The following is a 25,506-nucleotide window of genomic DNA, read 5'->3' on the forward strand; positions in this document are numbered from 1 at the left end:
GACCCTAGAAATCGCGTTTTAGCAATGTTTCGACTTTTAAAATCGTAAGGATATTGTTGTCTCTTTTGCCGATACCGTAAATCATGCCTTTGTCTTTTAAAAGCGTTTCAGGCGGCGGATCGATCCTGTTTTGCTGTATCCTGATGGCTTCCGTTAGCCTGTCGATCACAAATCCCGCAACGTTATCGCCCTCTTTCATCACGATATACCTCGTGCTTGGGCTCGGTTTTGCGGCATTTAGAGAAAATTTCTTTCTCAGGTCGATTAGCGGGATGACGCTACCGCGCAGGTTAAACACGCCTAAAACATAGTCCGGCACGCTAGGGACACGAGTGTATTCGATCGGCTTAATGATCTCTTGGATATTTAAAATAGGTATCGCGTACTCCTCGTCGCCCACGATAAAACCGACTAGCTGGACGATCTCCTCGCGCTCTTTTTCGCTCGGATCCATCACCTGACTTTTTTGTTTTTTTAGAACCTGATTTAATTTGTCGTTCATGTTCTATCCTATTAGTTTGATATTTTTTCTAACTACGTTTTCAAGGTAATCCGACGAATACGGCTTGGTGATGTACTCGGTCATTCCTACCTCTACGCCCCTTAGCCTATCGGTCTTTGACGTCCTTGAAGTTACCGCTATGAGCGGCAAATTTCTATATTTTGAATACTTTCTGATCTCAGCTGCCAGCGTATAGCCGTCCATTCGCGGCATCTCGATATCTATTAGCATCGCATCAAGCGCGTGTTCGCCCGATTTTACGATAGCTAGAGCCTCGACGCCGTTGGTAGCCTCGATAACCGTTACGCCAAGAGGGGCTAGCGATTTTTGCATGATCGTTCTGTCCATCTTAGAGTCGTCTACGATTAGCACCTTATAATCGCTCGGCTTTTCTTTGACGCTCTTTGAGGCTTCCATACTGGCTTTTATGTCTACTTTTATATCTTTTGCCATCTCCATCATCATACCTACGTCGATGATTAGCGTTACACGGCCGTCGCCTCTTATCGTGGCGCCTGCGATTCCAGGGATATTTTGGAGATAATCGCCCATTGATTTTATGACGATCTCTTCTTGTCCTACGAGGCTATCTACGATGATGCCAAGCTTCGCCTCCGCTACGCCGATAACGACCACATAGGTCTGATCTCCGCCGTCAAAGACTTGCTTGACGCCGAAGATATCTGAGAGTTTAACTAGCGATAGCACTTCGTCGCGTAGTCTAAGTACGTTTTTACCGTCGATCGTATAGATATCGTCGATCGGTACGCGCACGGTCTCTAGAACACTTGCTAGAGGAATAGCAAAAAACTCCTCCTGAGCTCCGACTAAAAGCGACTGTATGATAGCTAGCGTGAGCGGGATCTTTAGCTTCATCGTCGTGCCCTTGCCCACTTCGCTTTCGATATCGATTATACCGTTTAGCTTTTCGATATTGGTTTTTACGACGTCCATTCCTACGCCGCGGCCGCTTACGTTGGTTACCTTCGCCGCAGTCGAAAATCCAGGTTTAAATATAAGTCCGAACGCCTCTTTATCGCTCATCGCGTCAGCTTCGCGCTCAGTGATTATGCCTTTTTCTATAGATCTGGATTTTAGCATATCGGCGTCTAGGCCCTTACCGTCGTCGGTGATCTCGACTACGATATGGTTGCCTTCGTTATAGGCTTTTAGCTGGATGGTGCCTTTTTCCGGTTTGCCGGCGGCTAATCTGGTCGCGCCGTCTTCGATACCGTGGTCGCACGAGTTTCTTATCATGTGTACGAGCGGATCGCCGATTTGCTCGACGATAGATTTATCAAGCTCCGTCTCCTCGCCCGTGATCTCAAGGTCGATTTGCTTATTTAGTTCGCGGCTTAGATCGCGGATCATGCGAGGGAATTTATTAAACACCTTCGCGATAGGTAGCATCCTCGTTTTCATAACGGCTAGCTGGATGTCGGTAGTTACCAGGCTTAGGCTAGATACTACTTGATTTAGCTCCTCGAGGAATTTTTCGCCCTCGTATCTCTCCTCGACGTCGTCGTAAATTTTAAGCAATCTGTTTTTGCCAAGCACCAGCTCGCCGATCAAGTTCATCAGGTGATCTAGGCGCTTAACCTCGACGCGTATAGTCTGCTCGTCCGCGTTAGCTCCGCTTGATGGAGCGGGGACTTTTTTGTCCTCTTTTTTATCGGCAGGCTTTGCGGGAGCTGCTTTTGGAGCGGGAGCCGAATTTGACGGGGTTGGAGCTTGCGGCGCAGCCGGTGCGGTAGGCTTTAGCGCTTCACCTCCGGCTGCCTTTTGAGCACGTCTTGCTTGATCCTCAGCCTTTCTTACTTTTAGTAGTCTTTCTATCTCGGCTTCGACCTCGTCGTCGCTTAAATTTGACAAATTCTCATCGCTAACGGGTTCAGGCTCTATCGGCGTCTCTACTACAGGCTCAGGCGCTGCGGGAGTAGGCTCGCTAGCAGCCGCACTCGGGGCTTCGCCTTCGGATATCGAGGTTAGTCTTTTACATATATCTTCTATCTCTATGCCTACGTCCGTATCGTTGCCGCTATCTCTGATGCCGTGCAGTAGCCCTTTCATCATGTCCACTGACTCTAGCACCACGTCCATGATATCGGGAGTTATCTTTAGCTCGCCGCGGCGGGCCTTGTTTAGCACGTCCTCCATGTGGTGCGTGAGCCTAGTAAGGATGTCGAAATTTAAAAAGCTAGACGATCCTTTAACCGTATGCGCGACGCGGAAAATTCTATTTAAAAGCTCTAAATCTTCGGGGTTTGACTCAAGTTCTATGAGGTCATGGTCTATTTGTTCTACCAGTTCGAAGGCTTCAACTAGGAAGTCTTCCATTATTTCTTTCATATCATCCATGATTCCCCCCCTTATTTCTTGTTCGCTTCGATCACGCGAAGCACCTCGTTGTAAAATAGCGTCGCGTCAAATTTGGTTAGATACGCGGCGGCTCCGGCCTCTTTGCTTTGAGCTTCGGTGTAGTCTTTACTCAAAGAAGAGTTAAATATAATAGGAATTCCCGTATATCTTGGATCGTCTTTTATCGTCGATGCAAAGCGATATCCGTCCATCTGCGGCATCTCTATATCGCTTAAAATCACCTTTAGATGGCTATCAAGCTTATCGCCGTACATCTCGTAAAGATCTTGCATCCTATCAAGCCCTTCTATGCCATCTTTTGCTTCGACCACTTTTAGACCCATTTTTTCTAGAGTATCTTTTACAAGCTTTCTAGCCGTCGAGCTATCGTCTAGCACAAGCGCTAGGCCGCTTAAAAGCTTGTTTTGATCGATTTCTACTTCGATTTTCGGGCTATATATGCCAAGCTCTTCGACGACGCTTTCAAGATCGAGTATGAGCAAGACCTCGTCGTTTTCGATGCGGGTTACGCCCGTGATCTTTCCTTTATCCAGCGTTCCGGCATTTGAGGCGAAAGTCGCCGCCTCGATATCCGCCCAGCTTATACGCCTGATACGTTTTGCCTCATGGACGATAAAACCTATCAAAATCTCGCTAAATTCGGCGATGATGACGCGAGGCTTGATCGCCAAGTCTTTAGGCTCGTTTATCTGCATCCATTTGGCCAAATTTATCACGGGTATAACTACGCCGCGCAGGTCAAAAATCCCCTCGATATACTCGGGTACTCCGGGAAGCTCGGTCAAATTCGGCATCTTGATGATCTCGCGCACCTTGGAGACGTTGACGCCGTATATGCCCTCATATACCTTGTCTCCCGCCTGCTTAAAGATACGAAAATCAACAAGCTCCATCTCGTTTGAACCGGTTTTTAATGTGCCGTTGTTAAGCATTCTAAACCTTTACGCTCTTTCGAGCAAACTTAATATTTTGGCCGTATTCTACTACAAAATAGCTTTGCTCGCATGCAAAAGATGGAACATTTATATATTTTTGTTTACCTATCGTGTACTGTTCGCCTTGGTGATAGTGCCCCTCGATGATGATGTCAGCCTCGTAAAATGCGTTATATCGGCGCATTTTCGCCTCGACTAAATTCTTAAAATTCAGTATTTTATAATCTAAAATTTTTCGTTTAAGCTTATTTAAAATTCGTTTCGAGAGTCTAAAATTTAAAAATTTATCGAAAAAATTCATCGTTTTTAAAAAGAATTTGACGCGCAAAAATCTCAAAGCGTATTTTGCAACAAAAGGCAAAAATATATCTCCATGCGCAATAAGCACGCTTTGTCCGCACTCAGTGGCAAATTTAACCGGCTGGGCGCCGATAGGATAGGCTTTGACGTTTTTAAACAGCCTTGATAGGTTAAAATCGTGATTTCCCTCGAAATAATAAATTTCCATTTCCTCGCCCAGCTCGTCGATCGCGCGGACGTATCGTTCGTAAAATTTGACGAAAAACTCGCACTCGCCTGCCAGAAAATCAAACATATCGCCCATCAAAAACAGCTGCGGCGTCTTTATCTCGCCGCTTTTTAACGCGCATAAAAAATGCCAAAAATTTTCGCGATTTTCGTTTTCGTGCGAGTCGGCGATAAAGATCGCGCCGCTTTTTATGACGATTTGCTCAGGCATCAAATTTTACTTTTTGTAGCGCCGAATTTGCGGCTAGAAGTTTTAAATTTAGCGAGCCGAATTTGAAAAACTCGGCAAACGCCGTAGTTAAATTTAAAGACTCAAATTTAGCGAGCCAGCGCATAAATTTAACGGTTTTAAACGTGCTCATCGGTTCTAAAATTTGATCGGTTTGTAGCTAACGGATACGATCTCGACGTCGCTTCTGCCGTTTGGCAAATTTAGCGCGACCTCGTCGCCTTCGCTTTTGCCGATTAGCTGCTTGGCTAGGGGCGAGTTTATCGAGATGAGCCCGCGCTCTAGGTTGCTCTCCGGCGTGCCAACTAGCGTGTAGGTCCTTTCTAGCTCGGTTTCTACGTCCATGATGACGACCGTGGAGCCGAATTTTACTTTATCGTGCTCGTATTCTGCGGGGTCGATTACCTTAGCGCGGCTTACTATGTCGCTAAGCTCGGCTATACGGCTCTCAATAAACGCTTGTTTTTCGCGCGCAGCGTGGTATTCGGCGTTTTCTTTTAGGTCGCCGTGACTGCGCGCGATGTCGATCTCCTCGACGATATTAGGGCGCTCGACGGTCTTTAGATTTTTTAGTTCGTTCGTGATTTTTTCATATCCGAAAAGCGTCATCGGTTCGGTCATTTTTTATCCTTTACTTGTTATGATTTGCGCTACGCTAGCCGCAGAGCCGTGTTTTAGGTATTTTCGCAGCTTCTCGCAGCCTTTGATAAATTTCTCTTTATCGCAGCTCTCGTAGGCTTTTATTAGATTGCCGGGCGTTACTTCCTCTTGCAATAGCTCCTCGTGCAGCGCCGCTTCGCCCATAAAATCAAACATGATATTTGCAAGTCCGATGTGGCGCAGCTTCACAAACATACGCGCGATCATTATGTCGATGGCTTTGGCTTTATAGGCTAGCACAAACGGCGTGCCCACGAGCGCGGCCTGCAGCGTCGCAGTGCCTGAGCAGATAAATGCAAATTCGCTTTGCAAAAGCGCGCGCGGCGCATCCGTAACCACGCTAAAGTCACTAACGTCGCCGTAAATTTGCATTTCGTTTGCTAAAAACGGCGGCACGACGAGCAGTTTTTCTTTGCCCTTTATACGGCTCGCTACCTCGCGAAAAATCGGCATCAATCGCGAAATCTCAGCACGGCGGGATCCAGGCATAAAAGCGATCTTGCCGCTTTGCAAAAGCTCGTTTTTTCGTACTCGAAGCTCGTCAAGCAGCGGGTGTCCGACGTAGCGCGAGCGGTTGTAGTACATCCCGTCAAACGGCAAAATCGAAGCCAAATGATCGCAGTAGGCCTCGACCTTCGCCACGCGTCCGGCCTTCCACGCCCACACTTGCGGCAAGATGTAGTAGGTCACGGGCGTTTTGATACCTGCTTCTTTGATCGCTTTAGCTAGCGGAAGGTTAAAGGCGGGACTATCGATAAGCAGCACGGCGTCGCACTCTGCGGCAAGGCGAGTCATCTCTTTTATCGCGCGTTTTGCCTTAAAATAAAGCGGCAAAACCTCCACGAAGCCCATCGCGGAAAACTCCGAGCTTCGCATAAAAGGTTCGCCGAACTTTTCGTCAAAAATGCCCCTTAGTTCGCACTTTGGCAGATATTCTAAAACCTGCTCGAAGTGCAAATTTGCAGAAGCCTCTAAACAAGAGACGAGTAGCTTCACTGATTGCCCTCAAAGTCCTCGGCTAAGTTTGCAAGCTCTCTAGCGCGCTCCTTAGTCATCTGGAGGTAACAATCGGCGGCCGTTACGGCATAAAGCGTACCCATAGGCGGCACAAACGGACACTTGGCCTCTTTATAGGCCACCCATTTACGCTGGATGTCTTTTAGTTTCTTTTTATTTTCGTCGTTTAGTACGCTCATGGCTTTTTTGTAGTTTTGGTTTAGGAGTTTATCTTGGATCGCAAATTCGGCGTCTATGCACTGAATCATGCCCGCAGTCGAGCTATCTTTTTGCATGCACTCATCTACGCGTGCTTGCGATTCATCGTATTCCTCTTCTACGCTTTGCTCAAAATTCGATGAAGGTTTTGCTTTGATCGCAAGATCTTGCGCACCGAAAACCAAACTCGCCGCAAGAGCAGCAAAAATAAATTTTTTAAGCATACTTTCTCCTTTAAATTTGATGGAGATTATCGCCTAAAACGGCTAAATAAACAATAAAATTTAAATTTATAAGTAAATTTAGGATTTTGAAATTTGAAAGAAAAATGCGTAAATTTAAAAACCCAAAGCCCGCAGGCCTTGGGTTTAGGGGTTTTATTTAAAATTTAGATTCTTGACGTTCTCGTCTGTTTGCTTCATCTTCTCTGTCGGAACAGCGCCGATAGGCCATTTGTGTCCGATAGGAGCAGGTGCTGCAACAGGAGTAGCCTCTTGCGTTAGCTTGATGCTGATGCCGTAAGGAGCAAGCTCATTTACTAGCTCGATTTGTCCTTGGCGAGCGAACTCTTTGCATTGTCCTAGAATTCTAGCCGCCTCTTCGTCTCCGTGGAAGCCGTAGCTGTTCTCGCTAAATGCGAAGTCCCAGCGGATATGGGTTTTGCGGTGCAAGTAAAGAGTTTTTTCAAGAGCCTTGCTGATAGCTTCTTTTCTCTCTTTTTCATCGGCGATCGAAGCAAATTTCTCGTGCTTAGCTAGCTCGGCTCTGGCCGTTTTTATGTCTTGGATCAAAGAAAGTAGCGCATTTTCGCAGTTTCTTAGCTCGTAAGCGTGGCGATTTTGTACGAATGAAATTCTATCTTTTAGCACTTGTTCGCTTTGCGGGTGGCAAGTTTTGCAAGCCGCGTTTATATCGGCAAGCGGAGTTAAAATTTCATGCTCGGTGATCTTTTGAGCTCCGGCGCGTTTATACGGCATGTGGCAGTCTGCGCACGTTACGCCGCTTCTTCCGTGGATACCGGTTGAGCTTAGCTCAGCTTCTGAGTGCTGCATCTTGATGATTTTAGCGCCGGTATCTTTGTGGATGTAGTCAAATTTAAACCCGTCCTCTTTGGCTAACTGATCGTCATAGTATTGGTCGAAATTCTCGATCTTAAACGGCTCGTCTTTCTTCCAGAAATTCCAAGGGAAGGTTAAAACGGATTCTTTGCCTGCAGGATAGTATTCTACGTGGCACTGCATACAAACGTAGCTTCTCATCTCTTGTCTGGTGGCCTTTATACCGCTTTTTGCGTCGGCTTGGTAGCCTCTAGCGACCATTGCGTTTACGAATGCGGGTCTTGTTACTCTTAGGCTCATATCATCTGGCGAGTGGCAGTCTGCACAGGTGCTGCCTAGATGCGATCCGTGGATACTCTCGCCGTGTTTAGCCGCGATTTTTTTCATGACGTCAAAATACGGGATAGAGTTCATCTTCGTCCACGCGGCTTTTCTCTTTTCGCCTTCCTCTTTAGGCATTACGTCGAAAAACGGCATAGGCTTAGTTGCAGCAGGCGTAGGATCGGCAGTTAGGTTATAATCGCCATCAACTTGAAGCGCGGTTAAATATCCGGTGTGGCAATTGACGCAATATCCTGGCTGACCCTTAAATGCAGGAAGCCCGTGAGCGTTTAGATACTCTTTATCGTTTCTTTTGGTTTCGATCTGATCTATCTGCGAATAGTAGTGGGTTCGCGGTTTGCTGTAATCCACGCCGAACGCATAGCCGTTCCAAAACACTGTAGCCGCAGGCCAGCGGATGATCTTGCTATAAGGGAAATCTCCGCCGAAAGCGGTTTCTACAAATTCGCTTCCTTTTGGATTTTCATCGCTTTTATGCTCCATTTTTTTGTAAGCGTCAAGCTGATTTGGGAAATTTGCGCCCCATTTTTCAAAATCCGGCTCGAGCTCGCTTACCTTATTTAGCATTAGCGGGTAAGTTTTTGACTCCTCTTTTTTATGAGCTATGTCGTTATAAAGAGCAAGTACGCCCGCACCGAGTGCAACGGCCACTAAAAAAGTAACCGCGTATAACAGTTTGTTATTTTTCATTTATTTTCCTCCTAGGATTGTTTTAAAAGTTATGTGCGTGTCCGGCTTGTCTGTGACAAGATACGCATTTTAACGGCTCGTTGGCATTAGCATACTGCCCGTGTTTGCCAGGCAAGCTATCGCCTATAGCTCTTGGATCGACTGAATTTCTAGCATAATCCTTATGGCACTCTATACAATTGTTTTGTATGATCTCCTTTTGCTCATCGCTTGCGGTAAACGATACGGGATTATCCAAGAAAGTAAACGCATAACCGTGCAAGAAGCCGTATTTAGCTTTCGCCAGCCATTTGCTTACGAATTCTTTAGGCATGTGACAATCTATACACGTCGTAACGTGTTGATGTCCGCCCTTAGACCAGCCTTCATAGACTTGGTTCATGACGTGGCAGTTTATACAGGCTTCGGGATCGCGAGTAAGATGCTGAGGACCATTAGCGAAAAAGAACGTAAAAATCCCGAATCCGCCCGTAAGTCCGATAACCGCCAGCAAAGCTATGACCCATTTAGACGCTTTTTTCTTTGCGTTTTCCATAATCGGCTTTCTAACCTCCTTTGTAAATTTAAATAAAACTTAACTTTATTTATCGGTCGGTATTTTATTATTAGTTCGCTTAAATTCTCATTTATTTTCCTAATATAATTAAAATTAAATCTAAAGCTTATTTTTATATTGTGTAAATATAACAGTAGTTGTTATCAATTTATTATGATTGATTTCAATCTATTTCGGTATTATATAATATAATATATTTACTATCTTAAATTTGAATAAAATTTAAAAACTAAAATACAAAGTAAACAATATCCAACATAGGCCAAAACTTTAAATTTAAATAATAAAAGCTGTGCTAAAATCATTTCTTTAAAAATTTGAAAGCTATGGGCTCGTCAAATTTGCGTTAATCGTGATAAAAAGGAATAAATTTGAAAGAAATTTTAATTACAAACGACGACGGATTCGAGGCTAGCGGCCTTCATGCTTTAGCTAGCGCACTGAGGGAGCTACCCGGTACGCGCGTTACGATCGTAGCGCCGAGTACCGAAAAATCAGCCTGCGCGCACTCTCTTACGCTCACTAGACCTCTTCGCTTTATCAAGCTTGACGACGATTTTTACAAACTCGACGACGCCACGCCCGCAGACTGCGTCTATCTCGCGCTTCATGCGCTTTACAAAAAACTACCCGACCTCGTAATCAGCGGCATAAACCACGGCGCCAATGTGGGCGAGGACATCACCTACTCGGGTACGTGCGGAGCGGCTATGGAGGGCGTTTTGCAGGGCGTGCCAAGCATCGCGTTTTCGCAGTTTTATAAAAACGATAGTATCGAAAAACTCGGTTTTTCGCTCGCGCAGCAAGCCGTCAAATTTATCGTTCCGCGCGTACTAAACGGCGAAATTTCCCTACCGCCGCGCCAGTTTTTAAACGTAAATATCCCCGCCGTCTCCGCCCGCGAATTTAGAGGCTACCGCATCGTGCCCGCAGGCAGACGCAGCTACGCCACGCACGCTATGCTTCACCGCAACCCGCGCGGCGTCGAGTACTACTGGCTCGGACAGCCGTCGAATTTAGACTACGAGCAAAACGGCGAGTCCGATATCAGCGTGCTTAGCGAGAGTTTCGCCTCGCTCACTCCGATCATGCTCGATATGACCGCGCACGCGAGCTTGCAGAGCCTAAAAACCGCGCTAAAGGATCAAATTTGAGCGAGGAAATTTTGGATCAAAACGACCGATTTACGAGGTCTCGCTGGCTGTTTGGCGATGATTTTAAAAAGCTTCAAAACGCAAACGTACTGATCTGCGGCGTGGGCGGCGTGGGCGGCATCTGCACGGACGCGCTGGCTCGCGCGGGCGTGGGTAAAATCACCGTCATCGACAAGGATATTTTTGATATAACCAATCAAAACCGTCAAATCTACAGCGAAGCCGTCGGCGCCGTTAAGGTCGGCGAATTTGCCAAAAGATATGAGTGCGTGACGGCGCTACAAGAACTTATGACGCCGGAATTTATCGCAAATTTTGATTTCTCGCCATTTGATCTCGTGATCGACGCTATCGACGACGTGCCCGCCAAGATCGCGCTCGCGATAAAAACGCACGAAAAGCTCATCAGCTCGATGGGCGGCGCAAAGCGCATAGACCCGACGCAGATCAAGGTCGCCTCCGTCTGGCAGACCTACAACGATCCGTTTGCTAAAAAAATACGCACCGAGCTTAAAAAAGCGGGCTTTAAAGGTAAATTTGACGTCGTGTTTTCTACCGAGCTGCCAAGATGCGTGAAACTGGGCAGCTTCATGGGCGTAACGGCGTGTTTTGGGCTAAATTTAGCGGCCTTGGCGGTAAATAAAATCATTAACGGCTAGATGCGGCCTAGACAAACTACCTCAGCCGTTTTAGGCTCGTTTTTGAAATTTTATATATTTTCGAGCTTGCGTTTTGGCTGAAATTTTGATCCACGACCTGATCCGCCGCCGCTTTTGCCCAGGCTTCGTCGAAGTTTTGCCCGTTTAAATTTGCGCTACTGGAGTAGAGCCAGTCAAATTTACGTAAAAACTCCTCATGGGCGCACTCTTTCACGATGCGCACGGCTCTAGCGTTCGGATATAAAAAGGTCGTTTTCCTCGCGCGGCGCACTAAATTTTTAAATTTAGCGGGCACGCGAGCGAGATTTTTTAGCTCGCTAAGCTTTGCCGTCGTTATGAGACAGGGTTTGTCTGCGGCTCGGCGTTTTAGCGCGTTTATCTCGCGAAAATCCTTGCTCAAAAATCCAGCCGTCGTATCGGTCTGCGCCAAATAGATCATCTCTCCTCCAAATTTACGCCTTTTTTCTATCTTTAGCCAGCAAAAATATGCACGAGATAATGAGCGTAAAGCCCGCGAAATCAAGAAACACGAACTCCGTCCCCAGCCAAAAATAGGCAAACGCCGCTGCGCTAACCGGCTCGATGCACGCGATCATGCTCGCCCTGCTCGCGCCTATTATCTTTAGCCCCGTCATGTAAAAGCTAAACGCGCATATCGTGCCTAAAATCACCACCGCCGCAAGCGCCGCAAAGCCCTGCGCGTCGCTCACGCCGCCTAGCTGCCAAACCCGCGTGTAAAGCGCGAGCGCGCTGCCGCCGATGACCATGCCCCAGCCTAAATTTAGCGCGACGGGGTATTTTTGATTTAGCTTCGTGGGGATGAGACTATAAATCACGACGCCAAGCGCGCTAATGAGGCACCAAACCAGCGCTTCCGCGCTGATAACGAGCGAGCCAAGATCGCCGTGGGTGGCGAGCAGCACGACGCCCAGCACCGCGAAAATGAGCGCGATGAGCTCAACCTTTTTAGGCACGCGTCGTTCTAAAAAGCAAACGACGGCGAGGATGAGCGCGGGCGCGGAGTACTGGATCACGGTCGCGACGGCGGCGTTTGAGAGCTCGACACCGCAAAAGTACGAATACTGCGTCATCATAAGCCCAAAAAACGCGTAGATGAGCAGCTGCGGCAAAAGCACGCGATCTTTTAGCGGCGCAAAGGCTAGGCGCGGCGAGCGAGCGATGTAATACGCCACCATCGCAAGCCCGGCGAGGCCTAGGCGGTAGGGCACGAGCCAGTCGGCGCTGACGCCTTTTTGCGTGAACAGATACTGCCCGCAAACACTGCTAAATCCCCATAATACGCCGCCAAGAAGCGTGATAAATACGCCAAAAAATTCGCTTTTTACTAGATTTTTCATTGCGCGATTATAGCTAAAAATTTCGGCCTAATCAATCTAACTTATTTATATCTAAAATCCTACGCCTAAAAAGGTCAAAATTCGCGTCGAGTTCGCTTTTGCGGTTTATAGAAATTTCTATAAATTCCCGCTCTTTTTCTATGCCGACGAATTTTCTCCCGAGTAAATTTGCCGCGATACCCGTCGTCGCAGAGCCTGCAAAAGGATCACAAACGACGCTATTTTGAGTGCTCGCCATTAAAATTAACCGCACCAAAAGCGGTAGCGGTTTTTGCGTCGGATGCTTGCCGCACGCCTTCTCCCACGGCGCGATCGCGGGCAAGTTCCACACATCGCGCATCTGCTTGTCGTTGTTTAGCTTTTTCATCAGCTCATAGTTGAAAATATGCTTAAATTTCTCACTTTTTCTTGCCCAGATAATCTGCTCCGAGCCGTGCGTGAGATAGCGGCAGCTAAAATTCGGCGGCGGATTGGTCTTCGCCCACGTGATGACGTTTAGAATTTTATAGTCCAGCTTTTGCAGCGCCCGACCGATTGAAAATATATTATGATACGTCCCGCTTATCATTATGCTGCCGTTATTCGTGAGTGCATCTTTGGCGAGCGCAAGCCATTCGAGATTAAATTTATCTATCTCGTCGATACCGTAGCTTTTGTCCCACTCGCCCTTGTTTACGCTTACGATTTGCCCGTTTTGAATACTGAGTCCGTCGTTTGAGAGAAAATAGGGCGGATCGGCAAAAATGAGGTCAAACTCGCCTTTAAATTTAGGCAAAATATTGAAGCAATCGCCTTTAAAAAGCTTAAAATCATCGGCTAACTTAAACATTTTTAAGCACTTTTATAAAGTAATAAAGCGTGGCGAGATTATAAATTTTAACGCTTTTGTAGGCTTCTTCCAGTTTGTTTTTAGCCGCCAGCCACCCCTGTCCGTCGGTTATCCAGATAAATTTAAATCCGCCACAAAGCGCGATCTTTTGCGCTATTTCGATATAAGACCTTGCGACTTCGTTTAGCTTCGAGCCGCCCGTGCCGTAAAAATTCGCTTCGATCAGATACGTTATGCCGCCCGCCCTAATTACAAAATCGAAAATCTTTTGATCGCTTCCTAAATTTAGAGCAAATTTTCTACTGCTAACCTCGGTCTGAAAGCAGATATTTTCACTCTTTTCGGGCAAAACAAAGAGTGCTTTGATGTGCTAAATTTACTTATTGCCGTTCGCGATAAAAACACGGACGTGATAGCGACTAGCGGTGAGCTAACGAAACTCGGAACGTATTTTAAAAGTCCCGAAAAAATTTATGAGTTTTGCCAAGAAAGCGGACTAGATAAAATTTTTACGGATGGAAAGGTTAAAAATTTGCACGATTACGTATTCGGCGTGGAAGTCGGGCTCGATACGAACGCGCGAAAAAATCGCGGAGGCGCAAATTTCGCGCGAACGATTTCAGAGTATCTTGAAAGTGAAAATATCTGTTTTCAAATCCTTTGAACCGAGTAAAAAATCAAGCGTGTGGAGTTTGATAGAAACGGCTTTTAGATTTTTGCCGCATTTTTCAAAGTCGGTAAAGTAGTCAAGGCTTGCATTTGTTTTTCTAAGTGAGCGTAAAAAGTCATCGAATTTCGTTAAATTTGGTTCCATAAATTTCCTAAATTTCAGTTTTCGGCTCATCCGCGATCGTCGCTTTAAAGTCCACGCAGACGAAGTTCTCTGCACTCAAAACAATCTCGCAATTTTCGTAAGCCGTCTTCGCGATCTTACACGCTTCTTCTTTATTTTTCGCTTTAATTACAACCTTTTTAGCCAAAGTTTCGGCGATCTCTATTTTAAAATCTTTCATCAAATCCCCATTTTTATTTTTGCGCTCTCGCTTTCTAAGTCGTATTGTTTGGCGATACTTTCGTAGCTCGCAAATTTCACGCTACCGGCAATATCTTTGTATATCGACGCGCTTATCACGCTTTGAAACTGCCTCAACCTGCCCTCATCCGCAACGATAAACATTTTGGCGTTAAAGTCCTGAAGTTCGTAAAATTTATTGAGAGAATTTTTAAAGTCCGTCGAGTGCTCGACCTCGAAAAACGCGTAAGGTAGATTTCGCTCGTTAAACCAGATCGCATCGACGCTGCGCGCCTTATTTAGTATGCTCGGGTAGGCAAATTCGTAAATCGCCTTTAGCGAAGTGAGGTCGTCCAGCTTTTTGCTTGCGACGAAGCTTTTATTTTTATCCTGTGGCGGCACGTAGGTTTGAAATTTGCGCAGGTTGCCGATCTCTACGATAAGGCCTTGAAAATAGGAGTGAGTGAAGCTATCTCGCGGATTCGCGCCACTTTCAAACTCTTTTAAAATTTGTGTCTCAAGCGACTTTAAGCCCCAAAGACCCGGGCGAATCTTAAAAAACTCTGCATTTTCTTGCAGGATACGCCGTATAGAAGCAAATGGCGTTTTCGTCGACCACGAACTAACGTCGGTCGCAGAATAAAGTTGCGATAGAGTCGCCGCGCCGCCAAGCTCTATCATCGCCGCTATCACAAAATCTTTTTGTTTCATCTTAAAATTCGTCCGTTTTTATATCGTTGCGAGCGCACACAAATTTAACCCCACATAAAATAAACTTCCCTGCAAGATACTCAAAATCAAATTTGTCTTTTATTTCGAGCTCTAAGCCCCAAATTTAGACAAATTTAACCGCACAAATTCAGCCTCACTCGCCGCCTAAATATTCCTGTAGGCTTTTGACTTCGAGCGCACTGCCGTCCTGCACGCTTTTTAGCGATTTAGCCGCCGCTAGAGCCGCCGACATCGTCGTGAAATACGGGATCTTAAATCGCATGATGTTTTGTCTGATTTTCTTGCCATCCTCGCTGTTTGATTTGCTGTCGCTGGTGTTGATGACGAGCGCGATGTCGCCGTTTTTGAGCCTATCCTCGACGTTTGGGCGGCCTTCGCTGATCTTGTAGACGAACTCGCTCTCTACGCCCGCGTCATTTAAAATTTTATACGTTCCGCCCGTGGCGATGATTTTAAAGCCGAGATTTATGAGCTCGCGCGCCAAATTTGCGGCGTATTTTTTGTCCGCGTCGGCAAGAGTCAAAAAGACTAGGCCGCTAGTAGGAAGCGAGTTACTCGCGGCGATCTGGCTTTTGGCAAAGCTTTTGGCAAAGCTCTCGGATATACCCATGACCTCGCCCGTACTTTTCATCTCAGGACCCAGGATTAGATCGGCGCCCGGGAGCTTGCTAAACGGAAATACGGCTTCTTTGACGCAGACGTGATTTTTCACGCGAGGCTTGAGTATGCCGCGCTCCTCGTAAACCGCGCCGTAGTTATCGTAAAATTTAAGCGCCTCGCGCAAATTTCCTTGCCACATCACGCGCGTAGCGACCTTTGCCATCGGTACGCCCGTCGCCTTGCTAACAAACGGCACCGTGCGGCTAGCGCGCGGGTTTACCTCGATTATGAAAAGTTCGTTCTCATAGATGGCAAACTGGATATTCATAAGCCCCACGACGCCTAAATTTAGCGCTATGTCGCGGGTTTGGTTTTCTACCTTTTCGATCATCTGCGCGGTCAAATTTAGCGGAGGCAGTATGCACGCGCTGTCGCCGCTATGGATGCCCGCCTCCTCGATATGCTGCATCACGGCGCCGATATAGACGTCCTTGCCGTCGCTGATCGCGTCCACGTCGAGCTCTACGGCGTCTTGTAAAAATTTATCGATTAGCACTGGCGAGTGATTGCTGACCTTGACCGCCTCGCTCATGTATAGGCGTAGCTCCTCGTCGCTGTGCACGCGTCTCATCGCGCGCCCGCCTAGCACGTAGCTAGGGCGCACGAGTACCGGATAGCCGATAGCGGCAGCCTTTTCTAGAGCCTCTTTTTCGCTTGTCGCAGTGTCGTTTCGCGGCTGTTTGACGCCTATTTTAGAGATAAATTCGCTAAATTTTTTGCGGTCCTCGGCGACGTCGATCGTGCGCGCGCTGGTGCCGATGATTTTTGCGCCCGCTATGCTTAGGCGTTTGGCGAATTTTAGCGGAGTCTGGCCGCCAAAATGCACGATCACGCCGTCCGGATTTTCGTGCTCGATCACGGCTCTAACGTGCTCGAAATCGATCGGCTCAAAATACAAAATATCGCTCGTGTCGTAGTCGGTACTGACGGTTTCTGGGTTGCAGTTATACATTATGGTTTTGACGCCCATGTCGCGCAGCGCGTAGCTAGCGTGCACGCAGCAGTAGTCAAACTCGATGCCTTGGCCTATGCGGTTTGGCCCGCCGCCGATGATCATCACTTTTTTCTCTTTTTGCGCCGAATTTGAGCTCAAATTTGACTCCGCAAAATTTGACGCAAGATGCGGCAGCTTGGTGATATTCGTCGTCGAGTAAAGATACGGCGTGAGCGCCTTAAACTCGCCCGCGCAGGTATCAACTTCGTTGTATTCGAGGTTTATGCCCATTTTCTCGCGCGCGAAATATATGTCGTTTTGACCTAGGTCGAGGTTGTCTTTTAAATTTATCAGGTGCGCGATCATCTTGTCCGAAAAGCCCATCGTTTTAGCTTCGCGAAGCAGCGGCTCGTCGTTTAGGATGTCCATGTCGATACGCTCTTCAAATTTAACTATCTGCCAAATTTGATCCAAAAACCACGGGTCGATCTTGCTCATCTCGTGCACTTCGGCCACGCTAAGCCCGCCGCGAAACGCCTGCGCGACGTATAAAATGCGGCTTTCGTTCGCGTTTCTAAGGCCGTAAATAAGCGCGTTTTTCTCCAAATTTACGAAGTTAAATCCGTAATAGTCCTTTTCCATCGAGCAAAGCGCCTTTTGGATGCTCTCCTTAAACGTCCTGCCGATCGCCATCACCTCGCCCACGCTCTTCATCGCGGTGCCTAGATACGGGTTTGCGCCCGGGAATTTCTCAAACGTAAAGCGCGGGATCTTGGTCACGATATAGTCGATGACGGGCTCAAAGCTAGCAGGCGTGCCGGTGATGTCGTTTTTGATTTCATCCAGGCTAAAGCCCACGGCTAGTAGTGTAGCAACCTTGGCGATCGGGTAGCCCGTGGCCTTTGAGGCGAGTGCGGAGCTGCGGCTCACGCGCGGGTTCATCTCGATCACGATCATGCGGCCGGTTTTTGGATTTATAGCAAACTGCACGTTGCTGCCGCCCGTATCCACGCCGATCTCGCGTAAAATTTTAAAACTCGCGTCGCGCATCGCCTGATACTCTTTGTCAGTTAGCGTAAGAGCCGGCGCAACCGTGATAGAGTCGCCCGTATGCACGCCCATGGGATCAAAATTTTCGATCGAGCAGACGATGATACAGTTGTCGTTGCGGTCGCGGATGACCTCCATCTCGTACTCTTTCCAGCCTAGCAAGCTCTCTTCGACCAAAATTTCATGTATCGGGCTGGCGTCTAGGCCGGTTTGGGCTAGTTCTTTAAATTCGTCGATATTATACGCCACGCCGCTGCCAGCACCGCCAAGAGTATAGCTAGCGCGGATGATGAGCGGGAAGCCGATGTTTGCGGCTGCGGCTAGCGCCTCGTCCATGTCGTAGGCGTATTGGCTTTGCGGCAAGTCCATGCCGATCTTTTGCATCGCCTTTTTAAACTCCTGCCTATCCTCGCCCTTTTTGATCGCTTGCGGGTTCGCGCCTAGAAATTTGACGCCGCCAAGCATGTCCGCTTCGTATAGTTGCATAGCGACGTTTAGCGCGACCTGGCCGCCCATCGTAGGCAGTATGGCATCGACTTTTTCTTTATCTATGATACGCTTGATACTCTCTTTAGTTATCGGCTCGACGTAGGTAGCGTCGGCAAAATCGGGATCGGTCATGATGGTAGCTGGGTTTGAGTTAATGAGTACGACGCGGTAGCCTAGCTGCTTTAGCGTCTTTGCAGCTTGCGTGCCGCTGTAGTCGAATTCGCACGCCTGCCCGATGACGATAGGGCCGCTGCCGATGAGTAAAACGGTGTTGATGTCGGTTCTTTTTGGCATTATTTTTCCTTTGTTACGACGTATAGATATGAGGGGATGGTTATTCTTACGTAAGGCTTTACGGCCGCGCTTTTATATAGGCTCTCTTGGATCACGCCCGTGACCTTGCCCACTGAAATCCCGCTGAAAAATATCCCGTCAAGCCCGCTCGTGACGACCTCGTCGCCCTCCTTTGGGCTGAGCCACTGGGGGATAAATTTCACCGTTATTCCGTCTTTGCTCCCGTGCGCTATGCCCGGGATTTTTTCCTCGCCGATTGATACGGCGAATATACTTTTTGGATCGTTTTGTAGCAAGGCCATAGGGTTGCCGTCCTTACTCACGACGATACCCGCGCTCTTGCCTTGGTAAATGAGTCCGTAAATTTTAGACTCGTCGTAGCCGCTAAATTTATCCAGCCAGACCTTGTCGTAGTCGCTGATATTTACGTAGCTAAGCGCGCGCACGAGCTGGACTCTAGGCTCGTAGGCGGTCGAGTTTTTATCGACTAAAATTTCGTTTAGCTCCTTTGCGAAGCTTGAAAGCAAAGCCGCCGATTTTTCCAGTTCGGCGTTTTGAGCGCGAAGCTGCTTTATCTCCTCGCGCTGCCTAAAGTGCTCGTTTACGCCGTCTTTTACAAATTTGACCGCGTCGTCGTAGGCGGCGACTATGCGGTTGTTTAAATTTACGACGTATCCCGAGATGAGCGCGCCCCTATCAAGCGAAAAAAATACCAGCGCGCCGATGAGAGCGACGAATAAAATTTTACTCTTCATTTACGAGTTGTTGTAAAAATTTAATCTCCTCAAGAGCCTTGCCGGTACCTCTAGCCACGGCTAGCAACGGATCGTCCGCGACAAAAACGGGAAGCTTAACGATATCGCTTAGATATTTATCAAGGCCGCGGATCAGCGCGCCGCCTCCGGTTAGTACGATACCGTTTTCTACGATATCTCCCGCAAGATCGGGCGGCATCATCTCAAGCACGGTTTTTAGGGCATCTGCGATCTCTTTTAGCGGTTCTCGCATAGCCTCGCGTACGTCCTCGCTCGTTAGCTCCACGCGGCTTAGTAGGCCGCTGATCTGGTCGCGACCTTTTACTACAATGCTAAGCTCCTCGGGTAGCTGAATCGCCGAACCGACGGAAATTTTGATATCCTCGCCCGCTCGCTCGCCGATTAGGAGGTTGTATTTTTCTTTTATGTAGTTTACGATGCTCATGTCGATTTTATCGCCCGCGGTGCGGATAGACTTGCTGATAACTAGACCGCCTAGAGATACTACGCCGATCTCGGTCGTACCACCGCCGATATCGACGACTAGGTTCCCCTGCGGTTCGCGTACCGGTAAATTTGCCCCGATAGCAGCAGCCATAGGCTCCTCGATCAAAAATACCTCTCTAGCCCCGGCGCTTAGAGCGCTCTCGCGTACGGCTTTTCGCTCGACTTGAGTTAGACCGTAAGGCACGGAGATGATGATACGAGGGCGCAGGAAGCTCTTTCTGCGGTGAGTTTTTTCGATGAAATAGCGGATCATCTTTTCCGTCATGTCAAAATCCGCGATAACGCCGTCTCTCATCGGGCGGATTGCTTCGATATCGCCGGGAGTTTTACCGACCATCTCTTTTGCTTCGTGGCCGACGGCTAATATTTTTTGCTTGCCGTATTTTTCGCGTTGTACCGCGACGACGCTGGGCTCGTTTATGATGATACCCTTATCTTTTACTAAAACCAGCGTATTTGCCGTGCCCAGGTCGATTCCCATATCGCTCGAAAAAAATCCTATTATCTGGTCTAAAATCATTTGTATCCTTATGCGCTTATTTTATTGTTTTTTACGAAAATCGGCTTTTCTTTGCCGTTTACGACCTCTTTCGTGATCACTACGTCGTAGCCCGCAAGCTCGGGTAGTTCATACATTATATCGGTCATCACCTCTTCCATTATGCTTCGCAGTCCCCTGGCTCCCGTTTTTCGCTCGATAGCCAACCTCGCGACCTCTTTTAGAGCTTCGTCGTCAAATTTCAAATTTGCCCTATCTATCGCGAAAAGCTTTTGGTACTGCTTTAGTATCGCATTTTTAGGCTCGGTTAAAATTCGCACCATGTCGTCCTGCGTGATTTTATTTAACGTGGCGACTACGTGAAGCCTGCCGATGAGCTCCGGGATTAGTCCAAAATGTACCAAATCGTCGCTCTCAAGCGCGTCTAGCAAATTTTCCTTATCATCTTTTGAGCGTTTATCTTGACCGAAGCCCAGCACGTTTTTACCGATCCTGCGCTCGATGATGTCGGCTAGACCGTCAAACGCGCCCCCGCAGACGAAGAGGATATTTGAGGTATCTATCTGGATAAATTCCTGATTAGGGTGCTTTCTGCCGCCTTTTGGGGGGATATTTACGAGGCTACCCTCAATGATTTTTAAAAGCGCCTGCTGCACGCCCTCGCCGCTCACGTCGCGCGTGATCGAGCGATTTTCGCTCATCCTGGCGATCTTATCTATCTCATCGACGAAAACTATGCCTTGCTCGGCGCGCTTTACGTCGCCGTCCGCGGCCTGCAAAAGACGAGTCAGGATATTTTCCACGTCTTCGCCGACGTAGCCGGCCTCCGTTAGGCTCGTAGCGTCGCAGATGGCGATAGGCACGTCTAGAAATTTAGCCAGCGTCTGCGCCATTAGCGTCTTACCGCTACCTGTAGGCCCCACAAGCAAGATATTTGATTTTGATATCTCCGTATCGTCCTCGATCTCACCTTTTCTAAAAATTCTTTTGTAGTGGTTATAAACGCCGACGCTAAAGACCTTTTTGGCTTTATCTTGACCGATGACGTAGTTATCTAGCACCGCCTTTAGCTCTTTTGGCGTCAAATTTTGATAGTCTCTAGTTCGCTCTTCTTTTTCTTGCTCGCGACTCTCCTCGCCGTAAAGCACCTTGTAAGCGGCGGTGATGCAGTGCTCGCATATAAACGAAGTCCCGTCTATATCGGCCAGCAGTCTCCTCTCGGCAGACTCTACCTCGCCGCAAAAATTACATTTTCTCGCCATTATTCTCTTCCTTTTGCTAATGGGATACCGCGCTTGGTGCTTAGGATAAATTCGCACATTTTTCGCACCTGTTCGTTCGCTACGCTCCCTAAAAGCTCGCTAGCCGCAGCCTTTAGATCCCCGCTTTTTCTAAATAAAAATTTATACGCCCTGTTTATCTCTTCGACCGTGTCTTTATCGAATCTTCGTCTGATACCGACTAAATTTAAGCTTCTGATGTAGGCTCGGTTGCCTTCGGCTAGGCAAAACGGCACGACGTCCTGAGATAGCGCGCTAGCGCCCGCGATCATGCAGCTCTCGCCGACTCTCACGAACTGATGTATCGGTGTCATGCCGCCCACGACGCTGTAGTCGCCAAGCTCCACGTGACCCGCTAGAGTCGCGTTGTTTGCCAGGATGACGTTATTTCCTATGATACAGTCGTGCGCGACGTGGCAGTAGGCCATGATAAACGCGTTGTCGCCGATACGCGTGATCCCGTCGCCTTTGTGCGTGCCCGAGTTTATCGTGCAAAACTCGCGGATCGTCGCGTTTTTACCGATGCGAACGCCCGTGTTTTCCTCGGCGCGGTAGCTCACGTCCTGCGGGATATCGCCCACGATAGCGTAGCTGTAAATTTTACCGCCCTCGCCGATATGCGTGTCGCCCACGATCCTGGCGCCCTGCTTTACGAGTACGCCGTCGCCTAGCACGGCGTCTTTGCTGACGTAGGCATAGGCCTCGATCGTTACGTCCTCGCCGATCTTCGCGCCGTCTTCGACGACGGCTTGCGGATGGATATTTCTCATTTTGGCTCGCTTATTTATCTACGATCATAGCTTTTAGCTCGGCCTCGCACGCTAGCGTGCCGTCCACGTAGGCTTCGCCTTTTAGCACCCAGATATTGCCTTTGTGTTTTAGCACTTCAAGGCGGTACTCGAGCCTGTCGCCCGGGCGTATCGGATGGCGAAATTTCGCTCCGTCGATGCTCATAAAATAAACGACTTTATTTTCGATGCCCGCTTGATGCTCGTCGCTCATGCTCTTAAACGCGAGTACGCCGCCGGCCTGCGCCATGCCCTCGATGATCATCACGCCCGGATATATCGGGTGACCCGGGAAGTGTCCCTGAAACACGGGCTCACCGATAGTGACGTTTTTATACGCGACGATGTGTTTAGCGGGCTCTAGCTCGGTCACTCGGTCGATGAGCAAAAATGGATACCTATGCGGGAGTATTTTTTGGATTTCAACGATGTCGATCACTTTAAACCTTGTGAGTAAAATTTAAAGCCGATTTTAGCCAAATTTTGCTAAGAAAAAGATTATTGATTTGGCCGGGGCAAAATTTAGCGGCTAAATTTTCGTGCTTTTTGGCACCAAATTTAATGGGCAAATTTGCGGCGCGAGCTAAATTAACCTTAAATTAACTCAAATTTAGCTCATCCGCGTTCGTCAAATTTGATTGCTTAAATTTGTTGTTTTAGTATTTGCTCGAATTTACTCGGCTAACTTGCGTCAAATTCGGCCGATTTCGTTTTATTTTTTCGCTCGGCCAGCTAAATTCGGCTTACTTTTGCTTGCTAAATTTGACCGTTTCGGGCTCAAATTCAGACTTGATTTTTTTGTCGAGCGGGTTAAATTTTGCATCGAAATTTAACCAAAATTTGCCGGAATTTACCCGCCCAATTTGCTCAAATTTGCCCGCTCATATTTCAAATTTGCTTCCAAATTTGCCGTCCTTGCGGCGAGAGTCAAATCCCGGTCCAGGCGGCGCAAATTTCCATCGTCAAAACCTCGCGGCTATCGTTATAAAGCTCGTCTTTAGCGTAGATTTCGTATCTGCCCGCGCGAATTTCATCCAGCACGATTATAGGATTTTGGCTAAATTCTCCGCACAGCTCGCGGCGGATTTCCAGCTCGCGAGATACGGCGATAGGCCGGCGACAAAGCTCATTTACGCTAGCGAATTTTTCGCCCGAGAGCTCGTTAAATTTAGCCAAATTTAATAGCGTCACGCCGTCTCGCAGCTCGTCGCAAATTTGCGCCGTCTCGCTCACACTAAATTTGACGTTCTCGCGCTTAAAATGCGAGTAGAGCAAAAAATACGACGGCAGGGCGGCTTTATCAAATTTGACGTAGGCGCGCAGCAAGCGGTAATTTAGAAAATACTTGCGCGATAGATGAAACGGCGTGCCCGCAGCCTCGCACTCTCGCACCTTTTCATAAAGCTCCAAACGCTCCTCGATGCCGCCCGGCATCACCCGCCCGCTAACCTCGCTCATAAGCTCGCTAAGCGGCAGTTTTTGCGCCTCGCGCTGCTTGCTAAGCCCAAAAATACAGCCGCAGTAGTTTTGATGATAGAGTTTATCTTTTTTAGCGAGCTCAAACTGCGCGTTCGTGCCGCCGCCCGCGCGGTAGTCCACGGCAAAGGTTTCAAGGCCGTATTTGCCCGCAGCCCTATTTAGCGCGGATTCTAGCTGCGAGAAGTCTTTTTTCGGGCTCATCAGCAGCGTCGTGGTGATAGATTTTTCGCCTAGCTCGCACGCTTTTTGGGCCGAATTTCCCACGCGAAAATCAAAGCAATACGCACAGCGCTTGCCCTTTTCAGGCTCGTTTTCAAGCCCCTTTGCGCCCGCAAGCCACGCCTCGTATTCGTACTCACCGCAGATGAGCTCGATGCCTAGCTTTTCGCAGCTTCTTTTTACGTCGCGAAACCTCATCAAAAACTCGCTATACGGATGGATGTTTGGATCGTAGAAATAGCCGATGAGACGCTCGTGCGGACGGTCGGCGCGTAGGCGTTGCAGAAAATAGTGGCTGTCGACCGAGCAGCAGATGTGAACTAACATTATAATTCCCCATAAACGACGGATTTTAGAATAAATTTTTCTATACCCGCCGCAGTCACGGACGACCGGTCCGCTCCTTTGCGGGCAAGAAAAATTTATTTAAACTACGCCTATTTTGTCTTGAATATTTTTTACCGATTTTACTAAATTTAACTGCAAATTTCATTAAAGCTAGCAGCTTAAATTTAAAAATGTGCGGCGCGATAGTTTCAAGCAATGTATCAAAGTTTGAAAACCAAATTTAGCACTGTCAAGATGCAGGTCTCGGTGCGTAAAATTTCGAGTTAAATTTGCAAATTTGACCGTAAAACGATAAGGCAAAGTATCTTGCGATGATTTTAAATGTTTTGAAGTAAATTTCGTCCCAAGACTAGACATGTAGTCTGTCGCAGGGCGAAATTTACGAAATCATTTAAAAGCGCGCAAGAGGCAAGCCGCTAAATTTGCAAATTTAACCATTTAAAAATTCTATGATTTTCTCTTCACACTCTTTGACCGAACCGCTAAATTTACCCTCAAACTGCGATCTATTAAACGTCCGCTGACGCTTAGCCAGCTGCGCCGTGTGCGTGCATATGAGCTCCTCTAGCTCGGTCTGGGTTTTGATCTCGCCTCGCAAAAACTCGCCGCACTCCTTTAGGCCGACCGAGTTTAGCGGCTTTGGTCGCTGCGGATACCGCGCAAACAGCTCCCGCGCCTCATCCAGCAAACCCTGCTCAAACATCGCCCTAGTGCGCTCTTTGATACGCTCCCTTAGCTCGTCCCTATCCCAGCTAAGCTCGAAAATCGCCAAATTTGACGCGACGGGAGCTAGGGTATTTTCGCGCAGATACGCGCTCACGGCATCATTTCGCCCGCTAGAGCGCAAAAACGAGTAGATATCAAACCACTTTTGCAGGCGGTAGGTATCGTTTGCGCTAAATTTGGCGGCAAACTCTGGATCGAGTCTTAAAACGAGCTCGTAAATTTTAGCGTTTGATAGGCTGCTTTCTACGCGCTCAAATTTGGGCGTGAGACCCGACAGCAAGGCCTTTAGATAAAATCCGCTGCCGCCGGTTATAAATAAATTTTTAGAGTTTTTTTGCGCAAATTCGCGAGCCGTTTTATAAACCTCAAAAAACATCCCGACGTCAAAATGCTCATCGGGCATGAGCAAATTTACCCCAAAGTGCGGCACCAAGGCTAGCTCGTCTGCGGTCGGCTTAGCGCTTGCGATATCGATAAATTTATAAACGCAAAGCGAATCAAGACTCAGAATCACTCCGTTAAATTCGCTCGCAAGCTTTAGCGCGAGCGCCGTTTTTCCGCTAGCGGTGGTGCCGATGATGGCGAGTTCTTTCATAAAAATGCCTTAAAATTCGTGAATCTGCTCAAATTTTATCACAAT

28 protein-coding genes are annotated in these 25,506 nt (G+C 47.9%); 3 read left to right on the top strand and 25 right to left on the bottom strand.

Annotated elements, in window-relative coordinates:
- Positions 1–4: 4 nt before the first annotated feature.
- From E4V70_RS04660 to nrfH, 10 genes are all read right to left on the bottom strand, one after another.
- On the bottom strand, positions 5–502 hold the full coding sequence (locus E4V70_RS04660) for a chemotaxis protein CheW (protein ID WP_122863207.1): 498 nt from the start codon (positions 500–502) through the stop codon (positions 5–7).
- Positions 503–505: 3 nt separating this feature from the next.
- Positions 506–2,860, bottom strand: a complete 2,355-nt coding sequence (locus tag E4V70_RS04665) for a hybrid sensor histidine kinase/response regulator (RefSeq protein ID WP_122863208.1) — start codon at positions 2,858–2,860, stop codon at positions 506–508.
- Positions 2,861–2,871: 11 nt separating this feature from the next.
- Positions 2,872–3,813 carry a chemotaxis protein gene (locus E4V70_RS04670; RefSeq protein WP_122863209.1) on the bottom strand — a complete coding sequence of 314 codons (942 nt, stop codon included), beginning with the start codon at positions 3,811–3,813 and terminating at the stop codon, positions 2,872–2,874.
- A gap of 1 nt (position 3,814) precedes the next feature.
- Positions 3,815–4,555, bottom strand: coding sequence for a UDP-2,3-diacylglucosamine diphosphatase (locus E4V70_RS04675; RefSeq protein WP_122863210.1), 741 nt, complete (start codon positions 4,553–4,555; stop codon positions 3,815–3,817).
- Entirely contained in the window at positions 4,548–4,706 is a 159-nt protein-coding gene (locus E4V70_RS10705; RefSeq protein WP_163026470.1) for a hypothetical protein, read from the bottom strand. Before E4V70_RS10705 ends, E4V70_RS04675 begins: the two co-directional genes overlap by 8 nt.
- A 5-nt stretch (positions 4,707–4,711) precedes the next feature.
- Entirely contained in the window at positions 4,712–5,194 is a 483-nt protein-coding gene (gene greA, locus E4V70_RS04680) for a transcription elongation factor GreA (protein ID WP_122863211.1), read from the bottom strand.
- 3 nt (positions 5,195–5,197) lie between these two features.
- Complete coding sequence (gene lpxB, locus E4V70_RS04685; RefSeq protein ID WP_122863212.1) at positions 5,198–6,229, bottom strand: lipid-A-disaccharide synthase; 1,032 nt, start codon at positions 6,227–6,229, stop codon at positions 5,198–5,200.
- On the bottom strand, positions 6,226–6,672 hold the full coding sequence (locus E4V70_RS04690; RefSeq protein WP_122863213.1) for a lysozyme inhibitor LprI family protein: 447 nt from the start codon (positions 6,670–6,672) through the stop codon (positions 6,226–6,228). The genes lpxB and E4V70_RS04690 overlap by 4 nt, the downstream gene beginning before the upstream one ends.
- 153 nt (positions 6,673–6,825) lie before the next feature.
- On the bottom strand, positions 6,826–8,538 hold the full coding sequence (locus tag E4V70_RS04695) for an ammonia-forming cytochrome c nitrite reductase subunit c552 (RefSeq protein WP_122863214.1): 1,713 nt from the start codon (positions 8,536–8,538) through the stop codon (positions 6,826–6,828).
- A gap of 22 nt (positions 8,539–8,560) precedes the next feature.
- A complete protein-coding gene (gene nrfH, locus E4V70_RS04700; protein ID WP_002950715.1) occupies positions 8,561–9,073 on the bottom strand; it encodes a cytochrome c nitrite reductase small subunit in 513 nt (170 codons plus the stop codon).
- Between the two features lie 392 nt (positions 9,074–9,465).
- Between nrfH and surE the strand changes: the two genes are divergently transcribed.
- Both surE and E4V70_RS04710 read left to right on the top strand, forming a co-directional pair.
- Positions 9,466–10,248, top strand: coding sequence for a 5'/3'-nucleotidase SurE (gene surE / locus E4V70_RS04705; RefSeq protein ID WP_122863215.1), 783 nt, complete (start codon positions 9,466–9,468; stop codon positions 10,246–10,248).
- Entirely contained in the window at positions 10,245–10,907 is a 663-nt protein-coding gene (locus E4V70_RS04710) for a tRNA threonylcarbamoyladenosine dehydratase (protein ID WP_172603247.1), read from the top strand. The genes surE and E4V70_RS04710 overlap by 4 nt, the downstream gene beginning before the upstream one ends.
- 16 nt (positions 10,908–10,923) lie before the next feature.
- On the opposite strand, the gene E4V70_RS04715 is transcribed toward E4V70_RS04710, so the two are convergent.
- From E4V70_RS04715 to E4V70_RS04730, 4 genes are read right to left on the bottom strand one after another with little or no spacing between them, the layout of a single operon-like run.
- Entirely contained in the window at positions 10,924–11,346 is a 423-nt protein-coding gene (locus E4V70_RS04715; protein ID WP_122863216.1) for a Sua5/YciO/YrdC/YwlC family protein, read from the bottom strand.
- A gap of 13 nt (positions 11,347–11,359) precedes the next feature.
- Positions 11,360–12,265 (bottom strand): DMT family transporter, encoded by a 906-nt coding sequence (locus E4V70_RS04720; RefSeq protein WP_122863217.1) that lies wholly within the window; start codon positions 12,263–12,265, stop codon positions 11,360–11,362.
- A gap of 31 nt (positions 12,266–12,296) precedes the next feature.
- Positions 12,297–13,094 (bottom strand): DNA-methyltransferase, encoded by a 798-nt coding sequence (locus E4V70_RS04725; RefSeq protein WP_122863218.1) that lies wholly within the window; start codon positions 13,092–13,094, stop codon positions 12,297–12,299.
- Complete coding sequence (locus E4V70_RS04730) at positions 13,087–13,443, bottom strand: DpnII family type II restriction endonuclease (RefSeq protein ID WP_122863219.1); 357 nt, start codon at positions 13,441–13,443, stop codon at positions 13,087–13,089. The genes E4V70_RS04725 and E4V70_RS04730 overlap by 8 nt, the downstream gene beginning before the upstream one ends.
- A gap of 18 nt (positions 13,444–13,461) precedes the next feature.
- Between E4V70_RS04730 and E4V70_RS04735 the strand changes: the two genes are divergently transcribed.
- Entirely contained in the window at positions 13,462–13,758 is a 297-nt protein-coding gene (locus tag E4V70_RS04735) for a type II restriction endonuclease (RefSeq protein WP_232037817.1), read from the top strand.
- Here E4V70_RS04735 and E4V70_RS04740 read toward each other — a convergent pair.
- From E4V70_RS04740 to miaA, 11 genes are all read right to left on the bottom strand, one after another.
- Entirely contained in the window at positions 13,714–13,938 is a 225-nt protein-coding gene (locus tag E4V70_RS04740) for a DpnII family type II restriction endonuclease (RefSeq protein ID WP_331869285.1), read from the bottom strand. The two genes, E4V70_RS04735 and E4V70_RS04740, sit on opposite strands and share 45 nt — an antisense overlap.
- Positions 13,916–14,107 carry a DpnD/PcfM family protein gene (locus E4V70_RS04745; protein ID WP_163026471.1) on the bottom strand — a complete coding sequence of 64 codons (192 nt, stop codon included), beginning with the start codon at positions 14,105–14,107 and terminating at the stop codon, positions 13,916–13,918. The genes E4V70_RS04740 and E4V70_RS04745 overlap by 23 nt, the downstream gene beginning before the upstream one ends.
- Positions 14,107–14,817: a hypothetical protein gene (locus E4V70_RS04750; protein WP_122863222.1), complete on the bottom strand. Its 711-nt coding sequence runs from the start codon at positions 14,815–14,817 to the stop codon at positions 14,107–14,109. Before E4V70_RS04750 ends, E4V70_RS04745 begins: the two co-directional genes overlap by 1 nt.
- A gap of 154 nt (positions 14,818–14,971) precedes the next feature.
- On the bottom strand, positions 14,972–18,265 hold the full coding sequence (carB, locus tag E4V70_RS04755; protein ID WP_122863223.1) for a carbamoyl-phosphate synthase large subunit: 3,294 nt from the start codon (positions 18,263–18,265) through the stop codon (positions 14,972–14,974).
- A complete protein-coding gene (gene mreC / locus E4V70_RS04760; RefSeq protein WP_122863224.1) occupies positions 18,265–19,020 on the bottom strand; it encodes a rod shape-determining protein MreC in 756 nt (251 codons plus the stop codon). The genes carB and mreC overlap by 1 nt, the downstream gene beginning before the upstream one ends.
- Positions 19,010–20,047: a rod shape-determining protein gene (locus E4V70_RS04765; protein WP_122863225.1), complete on the bottom strand. Its 1,038-nt coding sequence runs from the start codon at positions 20,045–20,047 to the stop codon at positions 19,010–19,012. Before E4V70_RS04765 ends, mreC begins: the two co-directional genes overlap by 11 nt.
- Before the next feature lie 8 nt (positions 20,048–20,055).
- On the bottom strand, positions 20,056–21,288 hold the full coding sequence (gene clpX / locus E4V70_RS04770; protein WP_122863226.1) for an ATP-dependent Clp protease ATP-binding subunit ClpX: 1,233 nt from the start codon (positions 21,286–21,288) through the stop codon (positions 20,056–20,058).
- Positions 21,288–22,076 carry an acyl-ACP--UDP-N-acetylglucosamine O-acyltransferase gene (gene lpxA / locus E4V70_RS04775; protein ID WP_122863227.1) on the bottom strand — a complete coding sequence of 263 codons (789 nt, stop codon included), beginning with the start codon at positions 22,074–22,076 and terminating at the stop codon, positions 21,288–21,290. The genes clpX and lpxA overlap by 1 nt, the downstream gene beginning before the upstream one ends.
- A 10-nt stretch (positions 22,077–22,086) precedes the next feature.
- Positions 22,087–22,533 carry a 3-hydroxyacyl-ACP dehydratase FabZ gene (gene fabZ / locus E4V70_RS04780; protein WP_122863228.1) on the bottom strand — a complete coding sequence of 149 codons (447 nt, stop codon included), beginning with the start codon at positions 22,531–22,533 and terminating at the stop codon, positions 22,087–22,089.
- Positions 22,534–23,021: 488 nt separating this feature from the next.
- Positions 23,022–24,119: an epoxyqueuosine reductase QueH gene (locus tag E4V70_RS04785; protein WP_122863229.1), complete on the bottom strand. Its 1,098-nt coding sequence runs from the start codon at positions 24,117–24,119 to the stop codon at positions 23,022–23,024.
- Positions 24,120–24,570: 451 nt separating this feature from the next.
- Positions 24,571–25,461 (bottom strand): tRNA (adenosine(37)-N6)-dimethylallyltransferase MiaA, encoded by an 891-nt coding sequence (miaA, locus tag E4V70_RS04795; protein WP_122863231.1) that lies wholly within the window; start codon positions 25,459–25,461, stop codon positions 24,571–24,573.
- Positions 25,462–25,506: the final 45 nt, after the last annotated feature.

Origin of the sequence: Campylobacter showae (assembly GCF_900699785.1) — a bacterium.
GTDB classification, from domain to species: Bacteria; Campylobacterota; Campylobacteria; order Campylobacterales; family Campylobacteraceae; genus Campylobacter_A; species Campylobacter_A showae_D.